General features: G+C 65.9%; 18 protein-coding genes, 1 pseudogene and 1 riboswitch. Of the genes and pseudogenes, 11 read left to right on the top strand and 8 right to left on the bottom strand.

Annotation, left to right across the window (positions count from 1 at the left end; translation table 11 throughout):
* Nucleotides 1–42: 42 nt before the first annotated feature.
* Nucleotides 43–237, top strand: a pseudogene (locus RHA1_RS53265) (hypothetical protein); the annotation flags it as partial.
* Here RHA1_RS53265 and RHA1_RS21630 read toward each other — a convergent pair.
* The 3 genes from RHA1_RS21630 to RHA1_RS21610 all read right to left on the bottom strand — a co-directional run bounded on the left by RHA1_RS21630 (nt 192) and on the right by RHA1_RS21610 (nt 4396).
* Nucleotides 192–1418 (bottom strand): ATP-grasp domain-containing protein, encoded by a 1227-nt coding sequence (locus RHA1_RS21630; protein WP_011596841.1) that lies wholly within the window; start codon nt 1416–1418, stop codon nt 192–194. The pseudogene RHA1_RS53265 and the gene RHA1_RS21630 overlap by 46 nt on opposite strands.
* A gap of 58 nt (nt 1419–1476) precedes the next feature.
* A complete protein-coding gene (locus tag RHA1_RS21625) occupies nt 1477–2496 on the bottom strand; it encodes a methyltransferase (RefSeq protein ID WP_011596840.1) in 1020 nt (339 codons plus the stop codon).
* A gap of 1144 nt (nt 2497–3640) precedes the next feature.
* The gene (locus tag RHA1_RS21610) at nt 3641–4396 is read right to left on the bottom strand and encodes an alpha/beta fold hydrolase (RefSeq protein WP_016884150.1); all 756 of its coding nucleotides are present in this window, start codon (nt 4394–4396) and stop codon (nt 3641–3643) included.
* A gap of 32 nt (nt 4397–4428) precedes the next feature.
* Here RHA1_RS21610 and RHA1_RS21605 point away from each other — a divergent pair, with 32 nt between their 5' ends.
* From RHA1_RS21605 to RHA1_RS21595, 3 genes are all read left to right on the top strand, one after another.
* Nucleotides 4429–4743: an antibiotic biosynthesis monooxygenase family protein gene (locus RHA1_RS21605; protein WP_009477502.1), complete on the top strand. Its 315-nt coding sequence runs from the start codon at nt 4429–4431 to the stop codon at nt 4741–4743.
* Between the two features lie 51 nt (nt 4744–4794).
* A riboswitch (cobalamin riboswitch) is annotated at nt 4795–4927 on the top strand.
* A gap of 23 nt (nt 4928–4950) precedes the next feature.
* A complete protein-coding gene (locus RHA1_RS21600) occupies nt 4951–5145 on the top strand; it encodes a CbtB domain-containing protein (protein WP_005244930.1) in 195 nt (64 codons plus the stop codon).
* Nucleotides 5136–5930: a CbtA family protein gene (locus RHA1_RS21595; RefSeq protein ID WP_011596837.1), complete on the top strand. Its 795-nt coding sequence runs from the start codon at nt 5136–5138 to the stop codon at nt 5928–5930. The genes RHA1_RS21600 and RHA1_RS21595 overlap by 10 nt, the downstream gene beginning before the upstream one ends.
* Nucleotides 5931–5941: 11 nt before the next feature.
* Here the strand turns inward: RHA1_RS21595 and RHA1_RS21590 are convergent, their stop codons facing one another.
* A complete protein-coding gene (locus RHA1_RS21590; RefSeq protein WP_011596836.1) occupies nt 5942–6883 on the bottom strand; it encodes a DUF5996 family protein in 942 nt (313 codons plus the stop codon).
* Between the two features lie 142 nt (nt 6884–7025).
* On the opposite strand from RHA1_RS21590, the gene RHA1_RS21585 reads away from it, so the two are divergent.
* Nucleotides 7026–7481 carry a hypothetical protein gene (locus RHA1_RS21585; protein WP_050787351.1) on the top strand — a complete coding sequence of 152 codons (456 nt, stop codon included), beginning with the start codon at nt 7026–7028 and terminating at the stop codon, nt 7479–7481.
* Here the strand turns inward: RHA1_RS21585 and RHA1_RS21580 are convergent.
* Nucleotides 7478–8143 (bottom strand): DsbA family oxidoreductase, encoded by a 666-nt coding sequence (locus RHA1_RS21580; protein WP_011596834.1) that lies wholly within the window; start codon nt 8141–8143, stop codon nt 7478–7480. The genes RHA1_RS21585 and RHA1_RS21580 overlap by 4 nt on opposite strands.
* A gap of 253 nt (nt 8144–8396) precedes the next feature.
* Here RHA1_RS21580 and RHA1_RS21570 point away from each other — a divergent pair, with 253 nt between their 5' ends.
* Genes RHA1_RS21570 through RHA1_RS21550 form a run of 5 tightly spaced genes read left to right on the top strand, consistent with a single transcriptional unit; the run spans nt 8397 to nt 10371 of the window.
* Nucleotides 8397–8591, top strand: coding sequence for a CbtB domain-containing protein (locus RHA1_RS21570; RefSeq protein ID WP_011596833.1), 195 nt, complete (start codon nt 8397–8399; stop codon nt 8589–8591).
* Between the two features lie 22 nt (nt 8592–8613).
* The gene (locus tag RHA1_RS52930; protein ID WP_009477496.1) at nt 8614–9057 is read left to right on the top strand and encodes an SH3-like domain-containing protein; all 444 of its coding nucleotides are present in this window, start codon (nt 8614–8616) and stop codon (nt 9055–9057) included.
* Nucleotides 9054–9353: an SH3-like domain-containing protein gene (locus RHA1_RS52925; RefSeq protein WP_009477495.1), complete on the top strand. Its 300-nt coding sequence runs from the start codon at nt 9054–9056 to the stop codon at nt 9351–9353. Before RHA1_RS52930 ends, RHA1_RS52925 begins: the two co-directional genes overlap by 4 nt.
* Nucleotides 9350–10039: a thiocyanate hydrolase subunit gamma gene (gene scnC, locus RHA1_RS21555; RefSeq protein WP_009477494.1), complete on the top strand. Its 690-nt coding sequence runs from the start codon at nt 9350–9352 to the stop codon at nt 10037–10039. The genes RHA1_RS52925 and scnC overlap by 4 nt, the downstream gene beginning before the upstream one ends.
* Nucleotides 10036–10371, top strand: a complete 336-nt coding sequence (locus RHA1_RS21550; protein WP_011596832.1) for an SH3-like domain-containing protein — start codon at nt 10036–10038, stop codon at nt 10369–10371. Before scnC ends, RHA1_RS21550 begins: the two co-directional genes overlap by 4 nt.
* A gap of 10 nt (nt 10372–10381) precedes the next feature.
* On the opposite strand, the gene RHA1_RS21545 is transcribed toward RHA1_RS21550, so the two are convergent.
* Nucleotides 10382–10819 (bottom strand): OsmC family protein, encoded by a 438-nt coding sequence (locus tag RHA1_RS21545; RefSeq protein ID WP_011596831.1) that lies wholly within the window; start codon nt 10817–10819, stop codon nt 10382–10384.
* A gap of 39 nt (nt 10820–10858) precedes the next feature.
* Nucleotides 10859–11809, bottom strand: a complete 951-nt coding sequence (locus RHA1_RS21540) for a helix-turn-helix transcriptional regulator (RefSeq protein WP_050787350.1) — start codon at nt 11807–11809, stop codon at nt 10859–10861.
* A 37-nt stretch (nt 11810–11846) separates the two neighbouring features.
* Between RHA1_RS21540 and RHA1_RS21535 the strand changes: the two genes are divergently transcribed.
* Complete coding sequence (locus tag RHA1_RS21535; protein ID WP_011596829.1) at nt 11847–12455, top strand: TIGR03086 family metal-binding protein; 609 nt, start codon at nt 11847–11849, stop codon at nt 12453–12455.
* Between the two features lie 68 nt (nt 12456–12523).
* On the opposite strand, the gene RHA1_RS21530 is transcribed toward RHA1_RS21535, so the two are convergent.
* Nucleotides 12524–15061 (bottom strand): ATP-dependent Clp protease ATP-binding subunit, encoded by a 2538-nt coding sequence (locus RHA1_RS21530; RefSeq protein WP_005244954.1) that lies wholly within the window; start codon nt 15059–15061, stop codon nt 12524–12526.
* Nucleotides 15062–15163 lie beyond the last annotated feature (102 nt).

The raw sequence follows: 15163 nt of genomic DNA, 5'->3' as shown, positions 1-15163 counted from the left end.
TGTCAATTTATCTAAAGCTATCTATCGGATTCTCGTATTTGTCGCCGGGTCCGCCGCAGCCTCCGCACCACAACGCCGCGGGCGGGGGTGACTCCGACACAGCATGTTCCTGCACCACAAGCGTCGGTGTGGGACACGGTCCAACCCACACCACCACACGGTGATGCGGGTAGCCGTGACACACGTACATCTCAACCATCAGCCACACCAGTGGCAGATAGTACGAGATCTACGTAGGCGCTCGTCTCCACCCGAATCCGAGCCTGCGCCTCAGCCAAGCGGCGCTCGGCGTCCACGAGATCAGTGCCGACCGCGACTATGACACCTTGACGATCCGCAGAGGACCGGAGTGGACCGAGGTGTTGCCCTGGTTCGAGAGAACACTGCAACCGGATGACCCCCTCGACCTGACGCGCGGCTTCGATGCCCTGCACGCGTTCGATCACCACATTCTCGTAACCAAAGAATGCGACGCAGCCTGCACCGCGCCCGGGTGCTCGCGATTGCGGCGGCAGCCCGGCAAGATGACAGATCGACTCCCGGACCAGATCGCGACCCATCGCACGGTGCACCAGCTCCCAAATGAAATCGCCTCCAGGACGGGTATTGCCCTCGATGATCCGGGGCCCGGCCGAACCGATACGCACTTCGGTATGAGCCGGCCCGAAGGAATGACCGATCGAACTGAGGAAATCGGTGACGAGACGGCGGAGCTCGGCAAGGGCCGATGCCGCGAGCGCGGCCGGCATCAGATGACCGGTTTCGATATACCGTGGCGGGCCGGTGGTGGTTTTTGCGGTCACCGCGATGATGTCGTGCCGGCCATCCGTGGTGAAGGATTCGACGCTGTATTCGGGGCCGTCGATGAACTCTTCGACGAGGGTCGGCCCGGGGCACTCGCCGCGAGAGCAGGCGAATGCGGATTCGACCTGGTCAAGGCTGGAGACGCGAAAAACACCGGAGCTGCCGGCGCCTTCAGCCGGCTTGACGATGATCGGGCCGCCCACTGACCGAAGAAAGCTCCGTACCTCGGAGGCCGAATCGCAGCTTCGGGTCAGCACAGCTCCGAGATCACGGCCGGCCAGGTGCTCGCGCATGGCGATCTTGTCGCGGGTCAACCGGACGGCTTCCCGCGCATTGCCCTTGATGCCCAATGCCTCTTTGATCACGGCGGCCGGCATGAGGCCGTGCTCGGTGAATGACACGACGGCATCGACGGGTTCAACCTCGTGCAGCTCCTGCGCCATGCTGAGCGCCTCTGCCTGGTTGCGGTAATCGAATACGCACAGCCGGTGGGCGCGCCTGGCCTGCCGCGCGGTGACCGATTCGGAATTCTGAAACACAGACAGCTCGACCGGTAGATCTTCGATCCTTCGGAAAGTCTCGTCATGTCCGCCGACGATCAAAATGTGAGCCATGCCGACCCAGCTCCTCGAGGTCCGCTGATTCCCGGAGGTCGCGCTCGTCCGGCCGGTCTCACTTCCGGCCCTCGATTACGCTGAAGCCGCAGGGCAGGAGCGTACTGCCGGTGAGTTCGAGGCCTGCGCGCTCGTATAGGCGCGCGTAGTCCTGAATCGTTCGCTCCCGGCCGCCCGTCATGACCAGCATGGCGACGTCCACCACATTTCCCCAGACGTATCCGCCGTCCCCGCTGATCACCCGCTCCAGGACCAGGATCCTGCCGCCGGGCTCGAGTGCGTTCGCGCAATTGATGAGGACGCGTACCGAGTCGTCGTCGTTCATCGTGTGGAGAACGCTCTTGAGCAGGTGGACGTCGCCCCCGCCAGGCACCTCTGTGAAACCGTCGCCGGGCACAATGCCACACCGCTCATCGACGCCATATTCCCGCAACGTGTGACCGGCCCTGGCCAGCGAGAACTCCAAGTCGTAAATCGTGCCCCGCAGATGATCGTGTTTGTGCAACAGCTGGGCGGTCACGATGCCGTAGCCACCGCCGACATCGACGACGTGCCGATTGTCCGTGAAATCGATCGCTTCCGCGGTCTCGAGACCGGCGCGGATCGAGATCTCGTGCCAGCCCAGATGGAAGCGCTGGGCGGAGTCGGGGTGCTCGGCCAGGTACTCGAAGAGGGATTTGCCGAAGAACTGGCCGAATCCTGTCTGTCCCGTACGTGCGCATTGGAGCAGCTCACTCCAGGCCAGGTACGTTTCTGCGCCGGCAAAGAGCTCCACCTCGCTTGCGATCGATTCCGGATTATCCCTGCGCAAGAATTCGGCTCGCGGCGTGAGTGCGCATCTGTCCTGCTCGTCCACGGAGAAGATCCCCGCGCTCATGAGTAGGCGGAGGATCCGCTTCAGCGCATCGGGATCAGTGCCGCTTCGTTGGGCGAGGTCGGCAAGCGCCATTGGGCCCGCCGCCAGCAGATCGGCGAGCTCCAGCTCGACGGCTACGAACAAGCAGCTGGATATGTTGTAGCCATGAACCATTTCTTTGACACAGAGACGGTCGGGCTTGTCACGGAAGTCGAAATACATTGTGCGCCTTCGAATAGGTTGTGGAGTACAGCAATACGTGGAACTCCCGGACTGCCGGGCGTTCAACCAGCGTGAGGTTTCACCGCATCGCGCGATAGATACCCAGGGGCTGGCAACCATCCACCCCCGCCCGCACCGACGTAGGTTCAGGTGGTAGTCGCAGGGTCCGACTCCGACCCCAGATTTCGCACCAGCCAACGCCCGTCGACGAGATGCACGAGGACCGGGCACACGTACCGGGGATCGTTCGGCTGCCACAGACCGCCCTCCAGCGCCGAGGCGTCGAGTACGTAGAGCGCCTCGACCTATGGGGCGACCATCCTGGTCGAAAGGCACCCACAGCGGATGAGCCGGCACCGGCCCGGCAAGGGCGGCCTCAACCGCCTCACTTTCCCAACCGTCAACAGTCAACAGTCAACTGACAGTGGTTGTCACGCACCCACTTCTGCGCCAGTACCGCCCGGAAGTCGGGATCCACATTCGGCCGGATCCACCGCACGAAGCTGCCGGTACGTCTGCCGGACCTCGGGCGGCAACGAGTCGATCTGCTCGTCGGTCAGCTGCGGAAGCCGGACGCACGCGTCGAGAACCACCCGACAGGCAGCCATGGTTGCCCTGCCCCTCGATCAGCGGGTCGAGACGAAGCCGTCAGCGGCGTCGCCGGGGTCTGGGGTTTCCTCGTGCGCCATCTCCTCGAACACCTGACCGCATCGCGCGCGCTCGTGTTGTCGAAAGGCCGGCACGTCCGCCAACTCCACCCGCCGGTGCCTGCCCGGCGACGAGTACGGAATCTTCCCGGCCCAGCAACCGCACCAACGTCGGCCGGGTAATGCCCAGCAGTTCCGCGGCCTCCTGCGTCGTCAACACCGTCCGATGCGGCTCCACCGTCACCGCCTGCCCCCGATCCAGAGCCGTGACCGCGTCGACGAGCAGCCTCCGGACACTGTCCGGCAACGGCGCCGAACCCTCCGGAGTCGAGATCGTCACATCATCCTGACCAGCGATAACATACTTCAACGCGGGTGAGAAGGTCCCGATCGTCGGCGCCCGGCGGCAACACCGTGTGGTTCATCCGAGCGGCCATACCTCAACCATGAAGCGAAAAAAACGAACACAATCTCCTGCGCAGCGGACGAGGTGGCTCTCAGCCCAGCCCGTGGAGGAACTCCTCGACCACTTTCCGGTACTGCTCCGGCTGGTCGTCGTGGACGAGGTGCCCGGCGTCCTCGATGCGGACGTACTCGGCGCCGGGATGCCGCTCCGCCATGGTCCGCATCTGACCGTCGGGGGTGATCGTGAACTCCCCCTCGATCAGCAGGGCAGGAACGGTGATCGACGCCCACTGGTCCCAGAAGTGCCTGCCGCCCCACTCCTCGGAGATGTCGCGGAACGTGTCGACGTCCCCGTGTAGGTACCAGCCGTCGGCGCGCTGCTCGAACGAGTCCAGGAAGTACTGTCCGGCAACCGGACCGAAGAACTCGAAGAGGTCTTCCCGTGTCGCGAACGGCTGCGGCCAGTTCGAGATCATCGCCGCCCAGTCCGCGGCGGTCCGGCCCCGGAAGTCGGGGGCCATGTCTTCGAGCACGAGCGCCGACACCTTCTCGGGGTGTTCGGCCGCCAGGCACCACGCGTGCAGGGCGCCCATCGAATGACCGATCACCACCCACGGCTCGGCGAAGGGCGCGAGTGCGGCGGCCAGATCTGCCACGAACGCTTCCGTCGTCAACCGCGACGGTGCGGGCCTGCCGTGACCTGCGGCGTCGAACGTGAAGACGTGGCCGTGCTCGCGCAACCACGGCACGTGCCGACCCCAGGTCCGCGCGCTGCCCATCAGCCCGTGCAACAGCAGAATCTGCTGCCCCGTCCCACCCTCGTCGTGCAACGCACTCTCACCTGCCACCCCTCCGACGCTAGCGGAGTAATCTCGCCCGCATGGCAGTGGTAAAGATCAACGCAATCGAAATCCCCGAGGGCTCAGGCCCCGAACTCGAGAAGCGCTTCGCAGCGCGCGCGCACGCCGTGGAGAACTCCCCCGGCTTCCTCGGATTCCAGCTTCTGCGCCCCGTCAAGGGCGAGAACCGCTACTTCGTCGTCACCCAGTGGGAGAGCGAAGAGGCATTCGCGGCGTGGCGCGACGGTCCGGCCCGGGAAGCACACGCGGGTGAGCAGAAGAAGCCGGTGGCGTCCGGAGCGTCTCTGCTGGAGTTCGAGGTCGTTCTCGACGTCGCGGCAGCGAACAAGGGCTGAGAGACGGGGCCGAGCGGGAGGATTGACACGACGGCCCGCCGGGTGCAAAAGTTCGCAGGACAAAGCGATGGTTCGGCAGGAATCCGGTGCAATCCCGGAGCGGTCGCGCCACTGTAAATCGGAGTAGTCCTTCACGGGAGCCACCTCGACAGCCAGATACTGCGGCCATCGCCTGGACCTAGGGGACGCGAAATCCCAGGAGGAACTATGGCACTCGCCTACGCACCCGGCTCGTCGGTCGACACGACCCGTCTCGCCGTCATCTCTTTCGCGATCGTTCTGTTCGCGATGCTCGCTCTCTACCTCGTTGGTTTCGACCAGGGCGCGATTTCGCGCAGTGGCATGTACATGCATGAACTGATGCACGACGGCCGCCACCTCCTGGGTCTGCCATGCCACTGACCGATTCCTTCGCGAAACTCCTCATCCGCGGCCTGCTGGCCGGCCTGATCGCAGGCATCCTGGCCGGTGGCGTCGCGTTCGTCCTCGGTGAGTCGCACATCGATGCGGCCATCGCGATCGAAGAGTCGAACAGCGCCGCCGAAGCCGAAGTCCACTCACACGACGCCACTCAGGCGGCCGAGCCGGCCGGGCACTCGCACGACGAGGAAGAGGCACTGGTCAGCCGTGACGGACAGCGCTTCGGGCTGTTCCTCGCCACGTCCCTTGCGGGCCTGGCTCTGGGGGCGATCTTCGCCGTCGTCGCGAATTACGCACGTCGAGTGACGACGCTGTCCGGGCCGTTGCTCGGTCTGACATTGGCCACATTGGGCTGGTTGGCAATCGAGGCGGTGCCGTTCTTCAAGTACCCCGCCAACCCACCGGCTGTCGGAGACCCCGAAACGATCACCCAGCGCACCTGGCTGTGGCTCGCCGCAGTCGTGCTGGGTCTGCTCGCGGTGGTGACCTCGGTCTTCGCGGCGAAGGCCGTCGCGGCGCAGGAATTCCTGTCGCTGCGAATCGCGGCGCCGGTTCTCGCCTTCCTCGTCGTGGTGACCATCGGCTACCTCGTGCTGCCCACCGTCGACGAAGTGGGCGACGACTTCCCCGCAGTGCTGCTGTGGCAGTTCCGGCTGTCGTCCCTCGCAACGCAGGCCACGTTGTGGCTGGTTCTCGGACTGGCATTCGCGTTCCTCACGGAGCGCGCCACCCGGGCCACGGCACCCGCGCCGGCGAACGCCGCCTGACCCACAGGGCGTCAGCGGGATTTGTCCCATCGGGCCGGGTCCGCCTCCAGGGCGGCCCGGTCCCAGGCACCCCGCTCGGCGGCCGCGTCATACGTGCTGTGCAGGAACTTCAGCAGTGCGGCATCGGGATCGTCTGCGGTGCGCACGGTCTCGTACGGCAGCAGGAACTGGCCGTTCTCCTTGCTGTAGAAGGCTCCGTCGGGCCTGACCGGGTAGTCGGCGAACCCGTCCGGCTCCGGGTAGGCGTACGCGTAGAACGCGCCTTCGACGCCACCACCGGGCCAGAAACCGCAGCTGCTCAGCTCATGCGAGTAACCCTCGACCATCACCCAGTCGCCGCAGTTCGGCGCTCCCCCAGGATGAGTCGGTGCTGTTCTTCCGGAGAACCGCGTACAGGCCAGGTCGAGCGCACCCCAGAAGAAGTGCACGGGACTGACCTTCCCGATGAAATGGGAACGGAACTCGTGCAGGACGCGGTCGGCCTGCACGAGCTGCCGCCAGAACTGGTGCACCGACTCACCGTCGTACGAACAGTGCTGCGTGTCCTCCGCGAACGGGACGGCGGGGTCCACCTCGTTGGGCCGGGCCAGAATGGTCGTCGCCACACCCAGTTCGGCCAGCGTGTCCATCGTCTCCGCATAGAAATCGGCCACCGACTTCGGTTCGAGGGCGACCGTCCCGGTGCCGCCCGTGCTGGTGCGGATCACCAGTCGATGGTCGGCGAAGTCGAATTCGATGTCGAAACAGTCGGTGCCGTACGGAATCGTCGACGTCGTGAGACCGCGGGGGCTCACGTACAGCGGGACCTGCCACCAGTGGTTGATCAGCGGTGCGTGGGCCAAGCGGATCTTCCCGACGATCTGCGTCCACATGTGCAGGGTGTTCCGCGTCGACGTCCAGTCGTCCACCTTCAACGCCGGCCACGCATCTCCGGACCGTGTCTGCTCGCGCACAGTGCCTCCCTGCCGACGACGTGCATTTCAATGTGCCCCTCGTACGGGGTGATGGCAAGCGTGTCGCACCCATACCCGGGTAGGGGTGGCCTCCACTCCCCGGAGTGATGTGCCGCGACGTCGCCGATACCAGCATTGGGACATGACCACTCGCACTGCACCCTCGGTCCCGCAGCCGGTCGAGCGCGCGTACCGGCTGCTCGGACTCGCCCTGTTCGCCGGCGAGGTCGAGGCCATCGCGCACACGTCGCCGGCATTGGAGGGCCCGGCCGCCGACGTCGCCAGCCTCGCCCGGCAACTCGTGGTCCGCATCGTCGTCTACGGCGCGGTGCTGTTCGTCATGACCCGTTTCCGCAGTGGCAGGGCATGGGCGCGGAACACCCTCGCGATCGGTCTCGGCGTGTTCGGTGTCGCTTCGCTCGTGATGGAACCGATCACCTGGATGTGGGCCGGCAACGACCCGATGTCCGCCGTCTCCGGCCTGACCCTCGACGCCGCGGTGATCGCGACCGCCCGGCTCACCCATCTCGTGGCGGTGATCGCGGCGGTGGCACTCATGTTCCGGCCCGACGCCAACCGGTACTTCACGCGCCGCTAGTTCACCGGCACCGCGCTCGCCTGGGTCAGAAGCTGCAGGAACACGTCCTTCGGTTGCGCGCCGGACACGGCGACGCGGCGGTTGGCGACGAAGAACGGCACCGCCGACACCTGTAGTCGACGGGCGGTCTCGAGGTCGGCGCGGACCGCGTCCGCACCGGCATCGGACTCGAGTTCGGCGCGCACGGTGTCGGCGTCGAGGCCGGCGCGCGACGCGATGTCGACGAGCACCTCGCGGTCGTCGATCACGGCCCCCTCACCGAAGTGGGCACGGAACAGTGCCTCCACCACGGCATCTCGCTCATCGCCCGCCAAGTGGATCAACCGGTGGGCGTCGAAGGTGTTGGCGGCGATCACGGTGTCGAAGTCGAGACTCAGCCCCTCGTCGGCCGCCGTGCGCGCAACGTGACCGAACATCTGACGGACCTGCTCGGCGGGCATACCCTTGCTCTCCACCAGGGCGTCGAGTTCACTGCGCCGTTCCCCCACCGGTGTCTCCGGCGACAGCTGATACGACCGCCACACCACGTTCACCCGGTCGCCCCCCTCGAACTCCGCGAGGGCCGACAGGAAACGGTGCTTGCCGATGTAGCACCAGGGGCAGGCGACGTCAGACCAGATCTCGATCTCGATGTCGCTGTCGGTGTTCTGCTGTGTCTTCACAGTTCAGTGGAACGAATCGATGGTGCATTCTGTTCCGCCAGGTTCGACGCGGTGTTTGTCTTGGTTCGCCGCGCTGCATTTCCGCACGCCGGATTCGACCGAACGGTACGGTGAGGGGATCGACACGGCGAGAGTAACGTCGTATCGATCGTGCCGCTGAGTGAGGGGCGCTCGTCGCGATGCCCGGACAATCGGCGGTTCGATGATCATTGAACCCGAAGATCGTGGAATCCGAACTCCTCCAGGAGTAGCCATGGTTTACGTCTCCTCACCGAGCAAGCCCGTCGAGTCACTCGGAATCGTGTTGATCGCCGTCGGAGTCGTCCTGCTCGCTCTGCTCACCCTCTACCTGGTCGGATTCGACCAGGGTGCGATCTCCCGAAGTGGCATGTACCTGCACGAATTGATGCACGACGGCCGCCACCTCCTGGGAGTTCCCTGTCACTAGTTCCACCACGACGGAGCACGCGATGAACTCTCCAGCAGATTTCGAAGCACAGGCGAACAGGGTCGCGGAGTACGGCCCGATCCATCACGTCGAGATGGATTCGCCGTATTACCTGTCCAATTCCGCGTTCGACGCGTTGCGGCACGTTCTCCACGACGTCGGCGGCCAGGCCGCCCTTCCCGTCAAGTACGAGGAGAAGGTCGAAGAGGACTGGGAGATGAGCACATACGTCACGTGCGAATGCCTCGGGTGGCGCGGTGTGTGGAACTCCGAGGAGCGCCGCCGCGCCGAGAACGACCTGGGCGCCACGCTCTACTTCGGGCTGCCGTACTACGCGCGGTGGATCACGGTGGCCGCCAAGACGCTCATCAACAAGGGCCTGATCACGCCCGACGAACTGTCCGCCAAGATCGACGAGGTCCGCGCCCGGTCGGGTGGCGGGAACGCGACTGGAGGCCAGTCATGACGAAGTTCGAGATCGGCGACCGGGTCACCGTCAAGGACGCGACGTCGATGTTCCACACCCGGACTCAGGCATTCATCCGCGGGCACACCGGCGTGGTCGTCGAACATCGCCCGGAGTGGGTGATTCCCGAGGACGAGGCGTGGGGACGCGTGGAGGACGGCCGAACCGAGCCGTTCTACGTCGTCCGCTTCCGGCAGACCGACCTCTGGCCCCGCTACACCGGATTCGAGATCGACACGTTGGAAACCGAGTGCTCCGAGCGCTGGCTCGAGCCGGCAGGAGAGGCGGACACATGACGCATTCGCACGACGATCACGCCCCCATCCAGGCCTCGGAGGAGGTTAGCGAGTTCGAGATCCTGGAGACCGCCATTCGGGAACTGTCCATCGAGCACGGACTGTTCTCCCGCGAGGATCACCGCCGTTTCTCCGAATGGGCCGAATCGGTAGGGCCGTCGGGTGGTTCGAAATTGGTCGCGAAGGCGTGGGTCGACCCGGAGTTCAAGAAGCGACTGCTGGCCGACGGCACCGAAACGTGCAAGGAAGTGGGGATCGACTGGCGCGACCCGACCGGATCGGGCACGCCGAGCGACTACACGTACTTCTACGTGCTGGAGAACACCCCGAAAGTCCACAACGTCATCGTCTGCACGCTGTGTTCGTGCTATCCGCGGCCCGTCCTCGGTATGTCTCCGGACTGGTACCGCACCCCCAACTATCGCCGCCGGTTGGTGCGCTGGCCCCGCGAGGTGATCGCCGAATTCGGCTTACACTTCCCACCGGATGTCGAAGTGCGCGTGCATGATTCGAACCAGAAATCGCGGTTCATGGTGATGCCGATGCGCCCCGAGGGCACCGACGGGTGGAGTGAGGAGCAACTGGCGTCGATCGTCACCCGCGACACCATGATCGGTGTCGCCGTACCGCAGGTCGACTGGACCGCGACCACACCACCCTCGGACAACGGAGGAACCGCGCGATGATGACGGACAAGGCCTACGACGTCATCCTGAACACGCTGACGCCGGAGACGACCCGCGACGACGTCACGCTACCGGACCTCGACCGCAAGCCCGACCCGTGGGAATCGAGCATGCAAGCCACCGCGGAATGCCTGTCCTGGCGTGGCGCCTGGGACAATCTCGACAGGCGCCACACCGAGGACCAACTGGGCGAAACCATCTACCGCGACTTCCCCGTCCGCTCCCGGTCCGTCGTCGCCACCGCTCACGCGTTGATGGACAAGGGCGTCATCAGCCCGGACGAACTCGAGGCGAAGATGGAGGAAGTGCGCGCACGGTTCAACCGTCAGTAGCCGACTGCACTCAGGCCTCGAGTGCGGCGTCCAGCGTGATCTCGACTCCGGTGAGCGCCTTGCTCACCGGGCACGACTCCTTCGCGGCCTGAGCGGCCTTCGCGAATCCGTCGGCGTCGAGACCGTCAACCTCGCCGCGGACCGTCAGCTTGATGCCGGTGAGCTTGAAACCCGGATTGTCCGGTCCGAGTGAGACATCCGCCTTCACCTCGAGGCTCTGCGGGGTGCCGCCTGCCTCCGCGATGAGCGCGGACAACTGCATCGCATAGCAGGAGGAATGCGCCGCGGCGATCAGCTCCTCCGGGCTGGTGGTTCCACCAGCCTCCTCGGCCGCCCGCTTCGGGAACGAGACGTCGAAGGTCGCGACACCGGAACTGGTGAGTTCCACCTGACCGCTTCCCTGTTCGAGCGATCCGTTCCAAGCGGTCCGTGCGGTACGTGTCGGCATGCCACATCCTCTCGTGGTTCTTCGGTTTACGTGTCGAACCTACTCGTACCGGGCGGACATGCGCAGCGCGCGGGAACGCAGGGCGGCCCGCAGAGCGTCCGGTGCCAGCACTTCCGCGGCCTCGCCGAACGCCCACAGAACCCCGCGTGCGTGGGAGTCGTCGCCGAACACCGCTTCCAGCCGCACCCGGTCGTCGCCGACCGACCGCTCGGAGCGGACGGCGTAGGCACGCTCCACCAGGTCGTCGCGGCGCTCACGGTCCACGAGAACGTCGGCGACCACCGGCGTCCCGCGCGCCCGGAACGCCGAACGGCGACGCTCCCAGATCGCGGCGAGGTCGATGTCGGCAGATCGCTGCGCCGGCTCGTCGAGTTCACGGACGTCCTCGATGCGCTCGAGCCGGTACGTCCGGTCGCGGCCGGCGTCCGTCGCCACCAGATACCACCGTCCCGCCGCGTGGATGAGCCCCTGCGGGTCGATGACGCGCCACACCGCGTCGTTGCCCCGCGACGGGTACAGGATGCTCAGCCGCCGGCCCACGAACACCGCCTGCTGGATGAGCCCGAGGTGATCGTCCACCGGTTCCGGATCGGTCAGCCACGATCCCTGGGTGACGTACACCCGCTCCGCCACCTTCGTCGCCGCCGCCCGGTGTGCGTCGGGCATCGCCGCCACCACCTTGCGCATCGCCGACGCGAACGCCGGCGCCATGCCCAGCGATTCCGACGTCATCGCCGAGCCTGCCGCCAGCAGGGCCTTGGCCTCGTCGACGGTCAGGCCCGTGAGGTCGGTGGTGAATCCCGGAAGCAACTCGAAGCCGCCGTCACGACCGCGTTCGGCGTACACCGGTATTCCCGCCGTCGACAGTGCGTCGATGTCCCGCAACACGGTGCGCGGGGACACCTCGAGTTCGCGGGCCAGCGCCGACGCCGACATACGCCCGCGGTTACGGAGCAGGAGGACGAGCGAGAGCAGACGGTCGGCGCGCATGCGGAAAGTCTGGCAGAAATACATGACAGGAGATGTCATGTTTCACGGCGATAGTTGCCTCATGACAAACAACACGACAGACCCCCGGCCCCTGTACCGCGAAGCCCTCGCCTGGACCACCGCCCTCGTCGAGAAAGTCCGCGACGACCAGCTGACGGCAGCCACTCCCTGCGCCGACTTCGACGTCCGCACCCTGCTCGGCCACCTCGTCGCCACCGTGGAGCGTGCCCGCGTGATCGGTGAGGGCGGCGACCCGGGCACCGTTCCGCTCGTCGTCACCGACATCCCCGACGATGGCTACGCAGACACCTACCGGTCCGCAACGGACCGCATGTGGCCCGTCTGGGCCGACGACAGCCGGCTCGACGCGACGGTGACCGCGCCGTGGGGCACCGTCCCCGGCCGGGCCGCGATCTGGGGCTACATCAACGAGACTCTCGTGCACGGCTGGGACCTGGCCGTCGCCACCGGCCAGCCCTCCGAAACCCGCCCTGAGCTCGCCGAGGCCATGCTCGCCGTCGCACGGCACGCGATCCCGGCGGAGACACGCGGCGGCCACGTGCCGTTCGCGGACGTGGTCGAACCGCACCCCACCGCCGGACCCACCGAGCGACTCGCCAACTGGTCGGGACGCAAGAGCATCTGACCCGCACACACGAACGGGCCGCCGGTGGAAAACCACCGGCGGCCCGTTGTCGTTCGACTACTGCCTGTCTACTCCGAGTCGGCTGCGCCGGACTTGGCCAGGTCGACCGGAACCTCGTCGGGAACCGTGACCGGCTTCGTCTCGCCGCGGAACGTGAACTTCGCGTCCTCGCCCGCGCCTTCGCCGTCCCAGTTCTCGACGTCGACGTACACGATCTGACCGGGGCCGACCTCGCCGAAGAGGATCTTCTCCGACAGCTGGTCCTCGATCTCGCGCTGGATGGTGCGACGCAGCGGCCGCGCACCCAGGACCGGATCGAAGCCACGCTTGGCCAGCAGCGACTTGGCCTTGTCGGTGACCTCCATCGTCATGTCCTTGTTCTTCAAGGCCACCTCGACACGCGCCACCATCAGGTCCACCATCTGAACGATCTGCTCGGTGGTGAGCTGGTGGAACACGACGATGTCGTCGATGCGGTTGAGGAACTCGGGACGGAAGTGCTTCTTCAGCTCGTCGTGCACCTTGAGCTTCATCCGCTCGTAGTTCGACTCGTCGCCCTTACCGGACGTGAAGCCGAGACCCACAGCCTTGGAGATGTCCGAGGTACCGAGGTTCGAGGTGAAGATGAGCACCGTGTTCTTGAAGTCCACGGTCCGGCCCTGACCGTCGGTGAGACGGCCGTCCTCGAGCACCTGCAGGAGCGTGTTGTAGATCTCCTGGTGTGCCTTCTCGATCTCGTCGAACAGCACCACGCTGAACGGCTTGCGGCGCACCTTCTCGGTGAGCTGGCCGCCCTCTTCGTAGCCGACGTAGCCGGGAGGGGCACCGAACAGCCGCGACGCGGTGAAGCGGTCGTGGAACTCACCCATGTCGATCTGGATGAGAGCGTCGTCCTCACCGAACAGGAAGTTGGCGAGCGACTTGGCCAGCTCGGTCTTACCGACACCGGACGGGCCGGCGAAGATGAACGAACCGGACGGACGCTTCGGGTCCTTCAGGCCGGCACGGGTACGACGGATGGCTTTGGCGACAGCCTTGACCGCGTCTTCCTGACCGATGATCCGCTTGTGCAGCTCCTCCTCCATGCGGAGCAGACGCGTGGTCTCCTCCTCGGTGAGCTTGAACACGGGGATGCCGGTCCAGTTACCCAGGACCTCGGCGATCTGCTCGTCGTCGACCTCGGCGATGACGTCCAGGTCGCCGGAACGCCACTGCTTCTCCCGCTCCGCACGCTGGGCGACGAGGGTCTTCTCCTTGTCGCGCAGGTTCGCGGCCTTCTCGAAGTCCTGCGCGTCGATCGCGGACTCCTTCTCGCGGCGGGCGTCGGCGATCTTGTCGTCGAACTCGCGGAGGTCCGGCGGTGCGGTCATCCGGCGGATGCGCATCCGGGCTCCGGCCTCGTCGATGAGGTCGATGGCCTTGTCCGGCAGGAAGCGGTCGTTGATGTAGCGATCGGCCAGGGTGGCCGCGGCGACGAGTGCACCGTCCGTGATGGACACGCGGTGGTGCGCCTCGTAACGGTCGCGAAGACCCTTGAGGATCTCGATGGTGTGTTCCACCGTCGGCTCGCCGACCTGCACCGGCTGGAAGCGGCGCTCCAGTGCGGCGTCCTTCTCGATGTACTTGCGGTACTCGTCGAGGGTGGTGGCACCGATGGTCTGCAGCTCACCGCGGGCGAGCTTCGGCTTGAGGATCGAGGCCGCGTCGATGGCGCCCTCGGCCGCGCCTGCACCCACGAGGGTGTGCAGCTCGTCGATGAACAGGATGATGTCGCCGCGGGTGTTGATCTCCTTGAGGACCTTCTTCAGGCGCTCTTCGAAGTCACCGCGGTAGCGGCTGCCTGCCACGAGCGACCCGAGGTCGAGCGTGTACAGCTGCTTGTCCTTGAGCGTCTCGGGGACCTCGCCGTTGACGATGGCCTGAGCGAGACCCTCGACGACGGCGGTCTTACCGACACCGGGCTCGCCGATCAGGACCGGGTTGTTCTTGGTACGGCGCGACAGCACCTGCATGACGCGCTCGATTTCCTTCGAGCGGCCGATGACGGGGTCGAGCTTGCCTTCGAGGGCGGCCTGGGTGAGGTTGCGACCGAACTGGTCGAGCACCAGCGACGTGGACGGGGTGCCCGCCTCGCCGCGAGTGCCGCCGGCCTCGGCCGGCTCCTTGCCCTGGTAGCCGGAGAGCAGCTGGATGACCTGCTGACGCACCCGGTTGAGGTCGGCACCGAGCTTGACCAGCACCTGCGCCGCGACGCCTTCACCCTCGCGGATGAGGCCCAGCAGGATGTGCTCCGTGCCGATGTAGTTGTGTCCGAGCTGCAGTGCCTCGCGCAGGCTGAGCTCCAGGACTTTTTTGGCACGCGGGGTGAAGGGGATGTGGCCGGACGGGGCCTGCTGGCCCTGGCCGATGATCTCCTCGACCTGGCTGCGCACTCCTTCGAGGGAGATGCCCAACGACTCCAGCGACTTGGCAGCGACACCTTCGCCCTCGTGAATGAGGCCGAGCAGGATGTGCTCCGTACCGATGTAGTTGTGGTTGAGCATCCTGGCTTCTTCTTGAGCCAGGACAACAACGCGCCGTGCGCGATCGGTGAACCTCTCGAACATCGCTCTCCCTCACACTTTCCGACGTGCAGTCACGAGACCGGGTGTCTCGTTCCTGTTCGCCGCGTTTCGCTCCGGCACTACAAGCAGATCGCCAGCGCCTGC

Source organism: Rhodococcus jostii RHA1 (genome assembly GCF_000014565.1).
In the GTDB taxonomy this organism is placed as follows: Bacteria; Actinomycetota; Actinomycetes; order Mycobacteriales; family Mycobacteriaceae; genus Rhodococcus_F; species Rhodococcus_F jostii_A.
Note: the sequence above shows the minus strand (reverse complement) of the source record. Positions and strands in the feature narration are given on the sequence as shown.